At 35.1% G+C, this 16,245-nt stretch carries 11 protein-coding genes; 10 read left to right on the top strand and 1 reads right to left on the bottom strand.

The window, feature by feature from the left end; all coding sequences use genetic code 11:
• Nucleotides 1-688 precede the first annotated feature (688 nt).
• The 9 genes from ACP6PK_RS27370 (at nucleotide 689) to ACP6PK_RS27330 (ending at nucleotide 13,548) form a co-directional block, all read left to right on the top strand.
• A complete protein-coding gene (locus ACP6PK_RS27370; protein ID WP_426564409.1) occupies nucleotides 689-1,354 on the top strand; it encodes an HAD family hydrolase in 666 nt (221 codons plus the stop codon).
• Nucleotides 1,355-2,680: 1,326 nt separating this feature from the next.
• Nucleotides 2,681-4,912 carry an FdhF/YdeP family oxidoreductase gene (locus ACP6PK_RS27365; RefSeq protein ID WP_426564407.1) on the top strand — a complete coding sequence of 744 codons (2,232 nt, stop codon included), beginning with the start codon at nucleotides 2,681-2,683 and terminating at the stop codon, nucleotides 4,910-4,912.
• 1,101 nt (nucleotides 4,913-6,013) lie between these two features.
• Entirely contained in the window at nucleotides 6,014-6,307 is a 294-nt protein-coding gene (locus ACP6PK_RS27360; protein WP_094672610.1) for a hypothetical protein, read from the top strand.
• Nucleotides 6,294-6,986, top strand: coding sequence for a hypothetical protein (locus ACP6PK_RS27355; protein ID WP_426564405.1), 693 nt, complete (start codon nucleotides 6,294-6,296; stop codon nucleotides 6,984-6,986). The genes ACP6PK_RS27360 and ACP6PK_RS27355 overlap by 14 nt, the downstream gene beginning before the upstream one ends.
• 7 nt (nucleotides 6,987-6,993) lie before the next feature.
• Nucleotides 6,994-7,590 carry a DUF6745 domain-containing protein gene (locus tag ACP6PK_RS27350; protein WP_426564403.1) on the top strand — a complete coding sequence of 199 codons (597 nt, stop codon included), beginning with the start codon at nucleotides 6,994-6,996 and terminating at the stop codon, nucleotides 7,588-7,590.
• Nucleotides 7,591-8,249: 659 nt separating this feature from the next.
• The gene (locus ACP6PK_RS27345; protein WP_094671239.1) at nucleotides 8,250-9,332 is read left to right on the top strand and encodes a DUF6745 domain-containing protein; all 1,083 of its coding nucleotides are present in this window, start codon (nucleotides 8,250-8,252) and stop codon (nucleotides 9,330-9,332) included.
• Between the two features lie 475 nt (nucleotides 9,333-9,807).
• Entirely contained in the window at nucleotides 9,808-10,356 is a 549-nt protein-coding gene (locus ACP6PK_RS27340; RefSeq protein ID WP_094671241.1) for a Uma2 family endonuclease, read from the top strand.
• A 543-nt stretch (nucleotides 10,357-10,899) separates the two neighbouring features.
• Nucleotides 10,900-11,733 (top strand): formate dehydrogenase accessory sulfurtransferase FdhD, encoded by an 834-nt coding sequence (gene fdhD, locus ACP6PK_RS27335; protein WP_094671910.1) that lies wholly within the window; start codon nucleotides 10,900-10,902, stop codon nucleotides 11,731-11,733.
• Nucleotides 11,734-12,621: 888 nt separating this feature from the next.
• Nucleotides 12,622-13,548: a thermonuclease family protein gene (locus ACP6PK_RS27330; protein WP_426564400.1), complete on the top strand. Its 927-nt coding sequence runs from the start codon at nucleotides 12,622-12,624 to the stop codon at nucleotides 13,546-13,548.
• 636 nt (nucleotides 13,549-14,184) lie between these two features.
• On the opposite strand, the gene map is transcribed toward ACP6PK_RS27330, so the two are convergent.
• Entirely contained in the window at nucleotides 14,185-14,952 is a 768-nt protein-coding gene (map, locus tag ACP6PK_RS27325) for a type I methionyl aminopeptidase (protein ID WP_094671828.1), read from the bottom strand.
• 374 nt (nucleotides 14,953-15,326) lie between these two features.
• On the opposite strand from map, the gene ACP6PK_RS27320 reads away from it, so the two are divergent.
• Nucleotides 15,327-15,812 (top strand): glutathione peroxidase, encoded by a 486-nt coding sequence (locus ACP6PK_RS27320; protein ID WP_426564398.1) that lies wholly within the window; start codon nucleotides 15,327-15,329, stop codon nucleotides 15,810-15,812.
• Nucleotides 15,813-16,245: the final 433 nt, after the last annotated feature.

Here is a 16,245-nt window from a genome sequence, read left to right as displayed (position 1 = left end):
TAACACCGGAGTAGACTCTTCCCACCTCCGACAAATTTTTCCTATTTCCCAGAAAATACTAGGCAAAAACTTCTATTGCGATATACGCAATAGAGACAAATCAGAAATAGAAATTTGATACTAACACCGGAGTAGACTCTTCCCACCTCCGACAAATTTTTCCTATTTCCCAGAAAATACTAGGCAAAAACTTCTATTGCGATATACGCAATAGAGACAAATCAGAAATAGAAATTTGATACTAACACCGGAGTAGACTCTTCCCACCTCCGACAAATTTTTCCTATTTCCCAGAAATTACTAGGTAAAAACTTCTATTGCGTATTGCGCAATAGAGGCAAATCAGAAATAGAAATTTGATAGTAGGTTCGGCGCGACTTTTCCCAACTCTCCGACAAACTTTTCCCTAGAAATCAGAAAAGACTAGGCAAAAACTTTTATTGCGTATTGCGCAATAGAGGCAAATCAGAAATAGAAATTTGATACTAACGTCGAGGTAAACCTTCCAAACCCTCGCCCAATTCCAAGTATTATTGAAACTTCTTAATTATCTGAAAATCACTGAAAATCAGTAGTAAAATTAAACAGTCATTTTTTCGATTTACCTCTAAATTTTCTCAGTTCCCTGAAAAATTGAATTTTCAGTTCAGACTGCAAAAGTAAATACTATTTATCTATATAAATTAAGATGCTCAAAGCAATTTTGTTTGACCTCGATGGCACCCTAGCAAATACAGACCCCTTGCATTACCAGACCTGGAAAGAAATTTTAAATAATCACGGAATAGCAATTGACCATAACTTTTATAAACAACATATTAGTGGTAGAACCAATCCAGCAATTATTCAAGATTTACTACCACAACTATCAACCACAGAAGCAGAAGAACTAGCAAATTATAAGGAAGAAAAATTTAGAGAAATTGCCTTAAATTTAAAACCATTAACAGGATTATTAGAATTGATTGAATGGGTAAAAAACCAAAAACTCAAGAAAGCAGTTGTGACAAATGCACCTCCAGAAAATGCTGAATTTATGTTAGATGTTTTGCAGCTAACAGATACTTTTCCATTAGTAATATTAGGTGGAGTAATGACTGTGGGAAAACCTGACCCTGCACCTTATCAATTATGTTTAGAAAAATTAGAAATTTCCCCAGAAGAAGCAATTGTTTTTGAAGATTCCCGTTCTGGAATTAAGTCGGCAGTAGGAGCAGGAATTTATACAGTAGGAGTTGCTTCTACCCATGAACCTGAATCTTTATTAGAGGTAGGAGCTAGTATTGTTATTAATGATTTTAGTGATGAAAAATTACGGCAACTTTTAGATAATTGGAAGATTTATGGTATTTAGGAATGAGCTTTTAACTTTTTAAATTAGTTTGAGCTTACTGAACAGATATCAGATGAACAACGTCGCTTCATGGGAGCAAGATGCTCCCACTGTTATAGCAATGAGCGCTGGTATATTTACAAATTGTAGTAGGGGCAAAAGAGCTATAACTCTTATATTATCGGCAATTTATTCCCCCTGTTGCCTGTTCCAATAGTGCCTGTTCCCGGAGCACAGCGCTATACTTTGACTAAAATAATTACAATAGACCGCAGCTTTGTTGCATGAAAGTATATAGCTGCCACACTTACTCCGCATATCTAAAATAATGTGCGGAAACTGCTGTAACTATTGTCCAATAGATGAATCTAACATCAATTTTGAAATATAAAAGGCTGAAACCTTTGCCTGTAAAGGCTTTTAAGTTTAATTTACCAAGCCTTACTATTGTCCAATAGATGAATAGAACATCAATAGCGAAAGAGAGCAATATCTCTGCGCAATGGATACTCTATCGCAACTTTCATGCAACAAAGTCATAGACCGCCATTACCAATTAATGAAAATGCACCACCATCCGTTACAGCGCTTTTCATTTGAGTAAACCATTAAAGTAGGGACGTTTCACTGCGTGACATGTTTGCGGAGCATTCCGGAACGGAAAACGCATTTTTGTTATGCAACGTCCCTACAAGGTTATCATTTTTTTTATGTGATTCATTGACCTAAAACTGCTGTAAAGTTATGTATCTCACCAAGAATGAGAATTCCTATAATATCATGTCCGGATAATTAGGGCTTGCTGAAAAAGTCTTATGGGTAAGGGTAGGAGACAGGAGACAGGAGACAGGAGACAGGAGACAGGAGACAGGAGGAATGGGTATGGGAGCGAGGAAGCAGGAGTCAGAATTATCCCTTTATTTTTCTGCCTCGCGTTAGCCCAAAATCCTAACTTGAGGAGCATGAAGAACTAAAAACCAGGTATTTTTTCAAGACTTAAAAAGGCTAAAGCCTTTATCTGTAAACACTTTTGGATTTAATCAGCAAACCCTAATTAGTGATAAAAAACTTTCTCCTGTTTATACTTTCTTTCTCCCCTCTTCCCTCTTCCCTCCTGTACGGGCGTTAACGATAGTTATGCGAAGCTAACGGCCGTTTCGCGGAGCGACATGAAACGCCCCTACGACTTCTGACTCCTCCCTCCCTTCTTATTTATAACTATTCAACCGGACATAATATAACACTATTAAGATTGTATTAAGTTAATCTGAAAATTAGCTAGGTCATGGTAAAGAATTAATCTAATGATGTCAACCAATTAAAAGCACCATCCCAGCTAAATAAATTATGTTACCCAAGCCAAACAAAATCTGGAATCCGAAAATCTGGGCAAGCTGGAAACCCTTCGGTATTGGCGAACAATACCCCAATAACTACTGGGAACTCATCCGCGCTGGAATAGAAAACTTCGACCAACTTCCCTACGCTTGGGAAATACTCAATAAAGGAGTTTGTGATGGTTGTTCCCTCGGTACAACAGGTATGAAGGACTGGACTCTGGATGGTTTTCACCTATGTAATGTTCGCCTCCGACTATTGCGCCTGAATACTATGGCAGCTTTTAACCCAGAAATACTAGCAGATGTTTCTCAACTGCACAATAAAAGCAGTAAAGAACTTCTAGAAATGGGGCGACCCCCTTACCCTATGCGCCGTGACAAAGGTGACAAAGGGTTTCGGCGAATTAGTTGGGATGAAGCGATGGGGGTAATTAGCGATCGCCTCAAAACTACTGACCCAGACCGTACGGGTTTCTATCTGACGAGTCGTGGTACTGTTAATGAGACTTATTATGTTGCCCAAAAAGCTGCACGGGCGATCGGTACTAATAATATTGATAATGCTGCCCGCATTTGTCATTCTCCTAGCACTGGAGCGTTGAAAACTACTATTGGTGCTGCTGCTACTACCTGTTCTTATAAAGATTGGATAGGTACAGATTTATTAGTATTTATAGGTTCAAATGTAGCAAATAATCAACCTGTCACTGTTAAATATTTGCACTGGGCAAAAAAAGCAGGTACGAAAATTGTTGTTATTAATACTTACCGGGAACCAGGGATGGAACGTTATTGGGTTCCGTCTATTCCAGAAAGTGCTTTGTTTGGTACAAAATTTGCCGAAGATTTCTTTTTAGTTAATGTTAATGGGGATATGGCATTTATCAATGGTACTATTAAACATTTAATTGCTAATGATTGGGTTGATAAAAATTTTATAGATAATTATACTAATCAGTTTGAGGAATTAAAAGCTTCATTAAATTCCCAATCTTGGTCAGAATTAGAACGCTTTTCTGGAGCCACCCGCGATGAAATGTATGCTTTTGCCAAAATGGTTGGAAAAGCAGAAAAAGCTGTCTTTGTTTGGAGTATGGGAATTACTCAACATGAGTGTGGGGAAGATAATGTTAGAGCTATTATTAATTTGGCTTTAACTAAAGGTTTTGTTGGTAGAGAAGGCTGTGGTTTAATGCCAATTCGGGGTCATTCTGGAGTGCAAGGTGGAGCTGAAATGGGTTGTTATTCTACGGTTTTTCCAGGAGGCAGAAAAATTAATTCTGAAAATGCTGAAGTTATGAGCAAACTTTGGGGTTTTTCTGTTCCGAGTCATCCTGGTTTAATTGCTTCAGAAATGATTGATAATGCGGCAGAAGGAAAGTTAGATGTTTTGTTTTCTGTCGGGGGAAATTTTTTAGAAGTTTTGCCAGACCCAGATTATGTAGAAGCTGCCATGAAAAGGGTAAGTTTGCGAGTACATCAGGATATTATTTGCTCTAATCAAATGTTAGTTGAACCAGGAGAAACAGTAATATTATTACCTACTACGACTCGTTATGAAATTCCAGGAGGGGTGACAGAAACTACGACGGAAAGAAGGGTAATTTTTAGCCCAGAAATTCCAGGTCCGAGAATTGGAGAAGCTCGCCCAGAGTGGGAAGTATTTATGGATTTGGCAAAGTTAGTCCGTCCGGAATTGGCTGATAAGTTAGAGTTTAAAAATACTGGGGAAATTCGTGAGGAAATTGCTTTGGTAATTTCTCAATATTCTGGTATTCAACATTTGAAAGAACCTGGAGATAATTTTCAATATGGGGGTTCTCATTTATGTTTTGGTTGGAATTTTCCGACACCTGATGGTAAGGCAAAATTTTCCATACTTTCTCCACCAAAAGAGGTGTTACCAGAGGGATATTTTTTAGTGGCAACTCGCCGAGGTAAACAGTTTAATAGTATGGTGCAGTCTCAGAAAGATGCAATTACTGGTGCTGTAAGAGAAGCAGTTTTAATTAATCCTTTTGATGCTGAAAAATTGGGGTTTAAAGATGGGGATGATGTGCGGTTAAAAAATGATTTGGGTGAATTAAAAGGGCGGGTTTATCTAGCTCCTATGAAACCTGGTAATTTACAAGTACATTGGCCGGAGGGAAATGTATTATTAGATAAGGGTAAACGTTCTGTTGAAGGTGTGCCTGATTATAATGCTTTGGTTTGTTTAGAAAAGTTGGATGAAGGTTAGGTGTTTAGAGTATTGCATTTGAGGTTTTTATCGCCTTATTTATACTTCTGTTTTAGACAACAATGATTAATAATTTTTGATGACTTTTATAGGGGTTCTCATAGGGGAAGTCAGAAGTTAGAAGTAATTTATGAGTTATTTTTTCATGGGGAAATGTTTCCCTACAGGATGCTGCGCAAATGCAAACAGCATTTAGTAATTTCCTAACCTTTCCTTCGACTGCTATACCGAATAATTAAGGTCTAAAACCTCTCCTGTTCAGGAGAAAAAAGAAAAAAATTATTTTGGTCAATCCTCTTCTTTTCAGGAAAGGTAATTATTAATTGTTAATTATAGCAATCTGCCCATTGGTTGTGACAATTTTTATGATACTTAATTTGAGCTGAAAACATGAGCAAATTCTGACTCCTAACTACCACCAAAATATTACAACTTAAATAGGATTGCTATATTAATTGTTAATTATTAATTCTTGAACTCTTTTTTGACTTTCTGTAACTAGAATACCAATACCAAAAAATAATGCCAGACCTTCGTCAAGACTTCAGTTATTAAATAATAAATAAGTAAGAGCAATGTTTTTAACAATTCGTTTCCAAAGTGCCAAGATATCTGATGTCTAAGAATCCTGCTCTCTAATCCCTCCTATCAAGAAGATGTAGCAAGAATGGGTGAGATTTGGTATAACTTTTTTGAATTTAGTATGAACTATTTTAATACTTCTAGACTTCTAGAAATTAGGTATCTGAGAAAGATTTTGTCTAAAAATCTCTTGATATCAAAAATTTTGAAGGAAGTTTATTATAAGTTAAAAAAAATAAATAATTGTAACAATCATTAGATAAATATTAAAGCAGTCCGAGGAACCCAATAGAGGAAAAAGTTCTTTACTAAAGCTACAGATTAAAAATAATCAAGCCCAATATTGCAGATAAAAATCAGCATAAAAATGTATATATAATTTTGACAAATTGTGTAAAAAAAAAATTAATAAAAAAATATAGTTGATGAATAAATATAAAATGATGTATCCTGTAATTTACAGGGGAATATAATTATCTGCCATTATACTTACGATTAAAAATTTAGGGGAAAATAAGGATGCAACCAATTAGACAAGGTGATGTTATATTGCAACCAATCAAGCTAACTTCAGGTAAGAAACTATCCCACCTGACTTTAGCAGAGGGAGAAGTTACAGGACATTCCCACCAGATTACCTGTGGAAATGCGGAGCTATACGAAAAAGATGGCACGCTATACCTAAAAGTTTTGTCAGAAACAGCAAGTTTAACCCACGAAGAACATAAACCCGTCACAATTCCACAAGGAAACTGGATAGTAAGCATTCAGCGAGAATATGAACCTATGGGGTGGCGCTATGTGGCAGACTAAAATTGAAAACCTAACAACAGAACAAAAATCATTAATACCAATTTATCGGGAAAAGTGGCACAAGAATATAGTTTCAACTGACCCGATAGATAGGGAAAGAGCAACAGCGGCAGTAAATGCGGTTTACTCCGCTATGGGAAAAAAGAAACCAGAAATTCTATTTCTTAGTAGTCCAGATGCCATAAAAGAAATAGTGGGGTCGCGATCGCCCCAACGTTTAGTACAAATGTTGGGCGCTCCCTTACTGACTTGTTTACAAATTGAACTGTCAGAGAAACTAGAAAGTCAAATTGACAATGAACTTTGGCAGAAACTGGAAAATGACTTGCCCAATGAGCAGTTGTTGCGGTTAATGTTTATTTGGCAAGATGCTCTAGGCAAACACGCAGAATTGTTGGGGCAGTTGTGGGTAGAATGGCAAGGTGGTATTCTCAGGCAAATTTGGGAACAGCAGGAAAATAACTTGCGACAACAAGTAAGGCAATTTCCTGGAGGGGAACCTTTAATTGAATTGGGCGATCTAATGTGGCAACAAGTAGGAGAACCTTTGTCACGGCAATTAGATAGAAACTTTTGGCAACCTCTAGCAAGTCAACCCTTAATGCGAGAGTGGGAAGAAAATATCAAGCAACCTCTCCAACAAATAGGGGGTGCAATGGAACTTGCTGTCAAATATTAGCCAAAATTTGACAGCAAGTTCCATTGAGATGATTGACTTCTGCATTTCAGTGCTTGGTTGTAGCTATGACGAACAAAAATGGTTGGCACTGCAAGGGTTGGTTAAAGAATGTGGGTTTGTGTTGCAACTAGAGAATACTTGCTTAGTGTGTGATAACCCAATGAAAATATCTCTAGATGCACAAAACCGTTTTCATGGTGAAGGGGAAGCAGCTATAAAATTTATTGATGGCTATCATATCTATGCTTATCAAGGGGTGAAGTTGCCAGAAAGATATGGATTATTACATCCTAACCGATGGCAGGCGCGATGGTTATTGACAGAAGAGAATGCTGAGTTACGGCGAGTATTAATTCAGGGAATAGGCTACAGTAGAATTTGTCAAGAGTTACAAGCAGTAGAATTAGATAGTTGGCGAGAGTATAGTTTACTGAGAATAGATAATGATATTGATGTTGAACCTATATATTTATTAAAAATGACTTGCCCTAGTACGAATTATATTCATGCCACAAGAGTACCACCAGATGTCAGTACAGCTAGGGAAGCTATTACTTGGGTAAATTGGGGAGTCGATCCAGAGGAATTTTTGGTGGAAACTTGAGAAATGTCATTTCAGTTATCAGTTAAAAGTACCTCCTAACTGAAGTAGAAGAATTAATGAAGACTTAGGCAATGAAATAAGAAACCATGTTTATTAGACATCTGGTGGAAAATAAATAAACCTTTTAGTTATATTATAAAGAAAGAAAAAGTAACCAGAAAAAATCCTTTTTCCTGCCTTTTTCGTAAAAATATCTTATACCATTTCGACCTGATGTTGCGCTTAATATAGTGCTACGCATTAAGGCTCTTGACATTTCTAAATCCTAAAACCCTTTATTAGTCTACTATTCCCTATTCCCTATTCCCTATTCCCTAGCGCGTAGCGCTATAAAAGATAACAGCTATTGCTAAAATTCAGGTTTGGGTAAGAATTATTAAGTGCATTTTTACAGAGAAATGGTATTACCTGTTCCCTGCAAAAAATCCATATCTTTTTCGCAGAGGTCTATTGTCGTGATTATTATTTTCTAAAATAGGAAATTTTGTCGATCAACCCGGTCTTATGGGTAAATCCTATGAGACATCTGCGATAATAAAAAATAAAATCAATTATCGCACAGAAATCATCAATTTTTTGCCTCCTACTCCCTACTCCCTACTCCCTACTCCCTACTCCCTACTCCCTACTCCCTACTTTATTGAGATGTCTATTGAGAAATGTCACAAAAGCTGATTACTAAACTAACACCTGAGCAAAAAGTTTTAATTCCAGTTTATCGGGAAAAGTGGCAGAAAATAGCACTTTATACCCAACCTATTAACCGTCAAAAAGCTGCAGAAGCAATTCAATTCGCTTATAGTTTGATGGGCGATCCAAATCCAGAAATTGTATTTTCTGATAGTCCCCAAGCAGCTTTTGATATTCTGCTTGATAAAATTTGGCAGCGATGGGAAAGTAAAGATGATTATGGGCATCGTCATATTTTCAAGGATAGGTGGGAACTTTTGATAAATGAACTAGAAATGCAAGTTGCCCATGAATTATTTACAGAAATAGATCGTAAAATGGGGGAAGGTTCGCTACAACCTGGGCAACTTTGGAGTCATATTCTTTACTCGCAAATAGAAGAAGAATGGCAAGATATAGTATCAGAAATTTCTATAAAGTTATTGTGTCTTTGGAGTTATCCTATTCCTACAGAATTATGGAGTAGTTATGTTGCTTCGGTAGATTTTTGTATTTCTGTTCTGAACTGCAATTATAATTCAGATGATTGGCAAGTATTGGAGTCTATTGTCAAACATTGTGGTTGGATATATCCTTTGAGAAATCTTTGCATTATTTGCGATCGCCCCAGAAAGTTATTATTAGATGATGAATATCGTCTCCATGCTGTAGAAAAACCAGCAATTGAATTTAGTGATGGTTATAGTTTATATGCTTATCATGGTGTGAGATTACCAGAAGCATACGGAAAATTAAATCCCCAAGAATGGCAGCCAGAATGGCTTTTAACTACAAAAAATGCCGAACTTAGACGAGTCTTAATTGAGGAAATTGGTTATGAGAAAATTTGCCAAGATTTGCAAACTATAGAAATAGATAACTGGCAAGAATATACTCTTTTCAGAATAGATGATGATGCCGATATTGAGCCAATATTTATTTTAAAAATGATTTGCCCAAGCACCGGAAATATTCATACTTTGAGAGTACCTCCTAATGTTAATTCGGCAAAAGAAGCAGTTGAATGGATAAATTGGGGAGTCGATCCAGAAGATTTTTCTATACAAACTTAATCCATGGGAAGACTAATATTGTTGAGAGTAGTGCCGTGACACACCTAAAATATTGCAATAGTCCAGCCGGGTTCTGGTTAAATTATTGAGGTGAAAAAATTCAATCATATCAACCCATCCCAATAATTTAATTCACTTTAAATCAATTGAAAAATTTATTGTATAAGTTAGGTTTATTTAATTTCAAAAGTTCAAACTATAGTATTTTCCTAATCAGTCTAATACCAATTTAATCAAATATTGCTACAGTAACGACACAGAGAATAGGGAATAGGGAATAGGAAACAGGGGAAGAAAAACATAAATATTACAGAAGAAAAAAGGTTTGATTTCCATAATTTATGGGATTGATATTTTTTTCTTGTAGGAATAAATCAAAAAATCCGATGTAACTGCCTTTTTTGAAAATGGTCTAAGTTCTCTAGGTTCACAAGCTAAAATAAAAATAAATCTCTGGAAAAAACAAGATCAAATTATGACAAGTCTTACTAAATGGACGGTAGAAGATTATCATCGTATGATAGATGCAGGAATAGTACAAGATCGTAAAGTAGAACTAATTAATGGAGAAATTATTAATATGAGTCCAGAAGGACCAATTCATCGTTTTATAAATCATAGAACAGTCAAATATTTACGTCATATTTTAGGAAATCTTGCAGAAGTAATGGAAGCACATCCTATTACTTTAGTTAACTCTGAACCAGAACCAGATATTAGCATTGTTCGTTCTCCCGATACATTATATTTAGAACGTCATCCTTATGTAGAAGATATTTACTGGATTATTGAGATTGCTGATAGTACATTACAAAAAGATTTAGGAACTAAAAAAACATTATATGCCAATTCAGGAATAAAAGAATATTGGGTAATTGATATTGCTAAAAAAAATTTAAAAGTATTTCGCAATCTAATGAATAATGAATATCAAATTGAACAAAACTATCAAGATGGAATTATTTTTCCCCTGGCGTTTCCTTCAGTAGAGATTTCTGTCAAAAAAATAATTGGATTTGATTAAAGGGATATTTAGATAAGATATTAAGCAGCCAGGTTTATAAAGTCGGAAGCAATTTATGACTTTTTTTCCATAAAACAAGCATTCTCCTGATGTGCAACTTTTCAAGCAAAATTTCCCTCCATTCTCTCAAAAAAACTCTGAGAAGTCCTATGTAATACCATTTCTAAAAAACTTTTCTAAATTTGATTGAGTAGGGGAGTAGGGGAGTAGGGGAGTGTAGGGACGTATCGCTGCGCGACATGTTTGCGGAGCATTCCGGAACGGAAAACGCATTTTTGCCGGTGCAACGTCCGTACAAATTAAGAATAATTAACTTTAAATTACCTAAAATCAGCAAAAAAGTTATTCTACTAAAGTAATTACTTAGTAACTGAAGTTTTAATTAAGTATAGCATTAATGCATGGGAATTGGTATAATATAATGTCCGGTTAAATAGTTATAATTAGAGGTTTGTAGAATAGCTCTGAGCAATATATATCTATTATCGGGCTAAAGCCCAACTACAAACAAAATTTTTTTTATCACTTCCCTATTTCCTAAGTATGAAAAATTCTCCTAGTAGTAAAACTAAAGCACAAATTTGGGTAGTAGAAAATCACAATTTTGTTACTCTTTCCGACCAATTAGCAACAGAAGAACCTTTAGAAATTCGCCTAACTTTTCCTCAACAAACTATAGCAGTTACCATGAGAACTCCAGGAGCAGATTTTGATTTAGCTACAGGATTTCTTTATAGTGAAGGAGTTATCAAAAATCGTGAAGATATTGCCAAAATTAGTTATTGTGTAGACCAAGAAATTGATGGAGAACAACGACAAAATATTGTTAATGTCACTCTTAATTCAAAATTCAACCCCAATCTCAAAACCCTAGAAAGACATTTTTTTACAACTAGCGCTTGTGGAGTTTGTGGGAAAGCAAGTATAGAATCTTTGCAAATAAAAGGATATTCAGCTATTCCTTTAGGATTAGAAGTTTCACCAGAAATTATTTATAGTTTGCCTGAAAAATTAAGCACTGCTCAAGGAGTGTTTAAATCTACAGGAGGTTTACACGCTGCTGGTTTATTTAATGCTCAAGGAGAACTGTTGAAGTTACGGGAAGATGTGGGAAGACATAACGCTTTAGATAAGTTAATTGGTTCAGAATTTTTAGCAGGTCAATTACCTTTAAATAATCATATTGTCATGGTAAGTGGGCGATCGAGTTTTGAGATATTACAAAAGTGTATAACTGTAGGTTTGCCAATAGTTTGTGCTGTTTCTGCTCCGAGTAGTTTAGCAGTAGAAATAGCCAAAGAATTTAATATTACTTTAGTCGGGTTTTTGCGTGGCAGAAAATTTAATATTTATTCTGGTGTAGAAAGAATAAAGTAATATCAAGTCTGGTAGTATTAGCTGGTAAGGAATAATTCATTAATTGATAATTGATAATTACCCCTCCCTTTTAGGGAGAGGATTGACGAATAAGGAAAAGATTTATTTCTCTTGGTCGATTAGATATGGCGTTTGCTAGCGCAAAGCTCCGCTTTATATGTCGCTCCGCGAAACGCGTAGCGTCCCGGAGGGAACGGAAACCCGAAGAATGCAGAGCCGCGTTTCATGTCGCTCCGCGAAACGCTTTTTCGTATAGGGAATGCTCCGCTTTCCATGTCGCGTAGCGTTAACGCGCGTTGTGCGGAACGCTAAACGCCATCTCATCCTGACGGACTGCTCCGCAAACGACCGCTTTTTCCCCTTTCAAGGGGAGGCTTCAAGACGTGAATGATCTAATTATTTAATTGTTTAATTATTAATTATTTCGGTAAGAAGGAAGAAGCAAGAAGTAAAAGGGAAGAAGACTTAAAAGTAGGAAAAAACTTAAACTTTGGTAGATATTTGCTAATATAGCAATCCGCCCATAGGTTTTGGGTAATTAAAAAGTAAATAAAAAAGGTTGAAACTTACACCTGTTCCCTGTTTCCTTCTCCCTTTTCTCTAAAAAGCAGTAAGATTTTTGCCACGAATAAAATAGGATTGCTAAGAGTTTACACAAACAATACCAAATAAATTAGCATCACTAAGGTCAAATCTGCTGTATTTCCAGATTTCATGTATAATACTAAACTAATTTAGTTAACTAGAAAATCATACTGTTTGTAAAAAATTATCTTCAATATAGAGAAATAATCAGAACTTCCCTATCAACAAGAATACTGATCAATGAAGTTTTCTGCTTAACTTCTCTCCTATTCTTTTTTCTTTTATCCTTCAACATTAATAAAAATGACATCTGAAACTTTAACCGTCGAAAAAAAAGGCACAAGAATTAAAAATATCCAAGTCACAAAAGTAGTTGATGGTGATACAATCAAAGTCCTATTGAACGATAAGCGAGAATTTATCAGAATGGATTATGTTGATGCCGAAGAAAGCTATTCTGAATATTCTAAACCTGTTACAGAAATTGGTAAACAAGCATCAGAAATGGCAATACAATATTTCACATTACCTAATGGTGAACTTGCAGAAGTTGATATTGAATTTGATACAGATGACCCTATAGAAAACTGTTTAGAAAAGTATCGAGACCATCAAGGTCGCTTAATCGCTTATGTACATAAAAATAGTGAAAACTTTAATATCAAACTAATAAAAGAAGGGTGGAGTCCCTATTTTATTAAATATGGATATTCTCGATTATATCATCAAGAAATGACTGAAGCAGAAATAGAAGCTCAAGCAAATAATCTTGGTGTTTGGAATTCTGAAATAAATAAAGGGAAACGCAAAAGAAATTATAATTTACTTGTACCTTGGTGGACTTTAAGAGCTTCCATTGTAGAAAATTATCGTACTTATGGAATAGCTGCAGGAGTCCTAGAAGTTAGATTAGATTTTCCCAAAATTCTAGCAGCAGCAGAAACGGGAGAATATATTACAGTTTTCTTTGATTTACAGGGAGGAGTTTCTAAGTGGTTAGATAATGGTGCTTTAGTTTACGACGGTACTAAAGACCATCGTTTAAAATTATGGATTCCAGATACTAACAGTGCAGAAATAAAGCCTTTATTACAACTATTAAAAAATCGTTATTTTGGTTTGGGTAGGGGATATGTTTATATTAGTGGACAGGTGAATATGTATCGAGATAAACCAGAAATTATCCTTTCCGACATGAAGCAATTATCAGATTTTCCTCCTAGAGTCTGAGGATTATTATCAGGATGAATACTATAGCGCTATTGGCTCACGGGAATAGGGAAGAGGGAATAGTAGATTTTCAAAGGGTTTCAGCATTTATAAATCTCCTAACCTTAATGTGTAACCCTATAGTTACAATAACTAAGGTGGGGGCATAATATTATTAGACCCCTACCAGGTTTTTATCTGATAATAATTATTGATTTTTACCCGATTAACTAAAGTTGAGAAAATTATAGGAGCTGATTTATTTTTACTAGATTAATCAGTAATATCATATCCGGTTAAATACTTATGATTAAAGTAGTAGAGGAATAGGGAAGTAGGGGATAAATTCAAATACATTCCTTTCGTTTATCCTAATTAGTAATTAGTCAGGAATTCAAATTTTATTTATCACTAATTATCCGGACATGATATAAAGTTTAAACAGCTTAACTAACTGTTCTCTAGACAATTTTTAGTATAGATATAATTACTGACTTAGATACTTTATACTGCTTCAATATCTCACAATTTTTCTCGTCTTTCCTATAATTTTCGCATCGGAAATGCGGAGAATATTGAGCCTCACAAATTACTCATATACTCTTGTGTATATCAAAGATATTTTAGCAGTTACTAAGCGTTCAAGCCAACAGTTAATCACCCCTCATACTGAGTCAATATTTCTACCCCTGTTTCTGTTACTGCCACAGTATGCTCAAACTGTGCTGATAATTTACCATCTTTAGTAATAGCCCTCCAACCATCATCAAGCACCACACCTTCCCAAGTACCCTCATTAATCATTGGTTCAATAGTAAATACCATTCCAGTTCGTAACTTCTTCCCTTTTCCCCTATTACCATAATGAGGAATTTGTGGTGCAGTATGGAAAACATTACTTACACCATGACCAACAAAATCTCTAACTACAGAAAAACCTTCTGCTTCAGCATACTCTTGAATAGCAGCTCCAATATCTCCAATTTTATTTCCTGGCTTAACTTCAGCAATGCCTAAATACATACATTTTTCTGTAACTTCAACTAATTTTTTTGCTAGTGGAGAAGGTTCACCAACAAAAAAAGTTTTAGAAGTATCTCCATGATAACCATCAAGAATTGGCGTCACATCAATATTAATAATATCCCCATCTTTTAAGACTTCTTTCTCATTAGGAATACCATGACAAATGACTTCATTAATACTGGTGCAAATAGACTTAGGAAAACCATGATAACCAAGAGGCGCACTACGGGCGCCATGAGCTTGCGTCCAACGTTCGGCTTCCTCATCTAATTCTAGGGTAGTTACTCCTGGCTTGACAAGAGGTTCAAGATGATGTAATAACTCGGCTGCCAAACGCCCTGCTCGACGCATTTTTTCTATTTCTCTTTTCGATAATAAAACGATAGTTTCAGTTGCCATTGTTTCTTTAATTAATATTCTAGCTATATCGTTTCACGGAAGTCAGAAGTATTACGGGCGTTAACGTTTGCGGAACATTCCGATAGGAAAGTTGTGCGTAGCTAATGGCCATTTTGCTGCGCGACAAGTTTGCGGAGCATTCCGTCAGGAAAACGCCCGTACAGAAGTTCAGAAGTGAAAGTTGATAGACTTAAAGTAATGGTCATACACTAATTTCAGCTTATTCTTTCACATCATCAGTTACCAACTATTTGTGACATCTTTAAAGTGAATTAGTATTAGTTTACCATAGTTTGATTCAATCAAAAATATTCTCTCTGTTTACAACTAGAGTGTAAAATTTATAATTATTCAGTTAGAGGTTTTATTTAAAGATGAGTACCACAGTTTCAGATATTACTGTCAAAACTATTAATGGGGAAGAAAAACAATTAGTAAATTATGCTGGTCAGGTTTTATTAATTGTGAATGTAGCATCTTATTGTGGTTACACACCACAATATAAAGGTTTAGAAGAATTAAACCAAAAATATCGTGATGCTGGCTTAATAATTTTAGGTTTTCCCTGCAATGATTTTGGGGCACAAGAACCAGGAAGTAATGCAGAAATTGTTGATTTTACTAAGACAAAATATGATGTAAGTTTTGAGTTGTTTGATAAGGTTCATGCTAAAGGTTCTGAGAAACATCCTCTTTATTCTTGTTTGACAAATGCGGTTAATCCTATAGGTGATGTAGCCTGGAATTTTGAAAAATTTGTTGTTAATAAACAAGGAGAAGTTGTTGCTAGATTTAATAGTAGTGTTGCTCCTAATTCACCAGAATTAATTGCTGTTATTGAAGCTGAATTAGCTAAATAATGAAATAAATATATTCAGCAATTAACAATGTTAATGTGACGAGGTGCCGTTTGCGAAGCATTCCGCAGGAAAACAATTAATAATTAATAATTACCCCTTCTTTCAATAAGGGGATTGGCTAAAAGGATTTTTTTTTGATTTATCCCCTTTCAAGGGGAGGCTTTAAACCTTAATTGTTGAATGAATAATTAATTATTGACTATCAACTATTAATTATTCATTATTAACTATTAATTATTAATTATTCTGTAATGTATAGCACTCCTATTAAAGTTGTAATATTTTCTTGAAATTTAGGAGTTGGGAGTCATAATTTTAAAGGTTTTCAGCTCAAATTAACTACTATGAAATTTATTGCCGAATTATTAATTATTAATTATTAATTATTAATAATTAAATAATTCTGGTTTAAAGCCTCCCCTTGGATAGGGGA

Source organism: Dapis hubbardiae BLCC-M172, assembly GCF_050016015.1.
GTDB lineage: Bacteria > Cyanobacteriota > Cyanobacteriia > Cyanobacteriales > Microcoleaceae > Trichodesmium.
The sequence above is the reverse complement of the archived record's forward strand: the minus strand, read 5'-3'. Positions and strand labels throughout refer to the sequence as shown.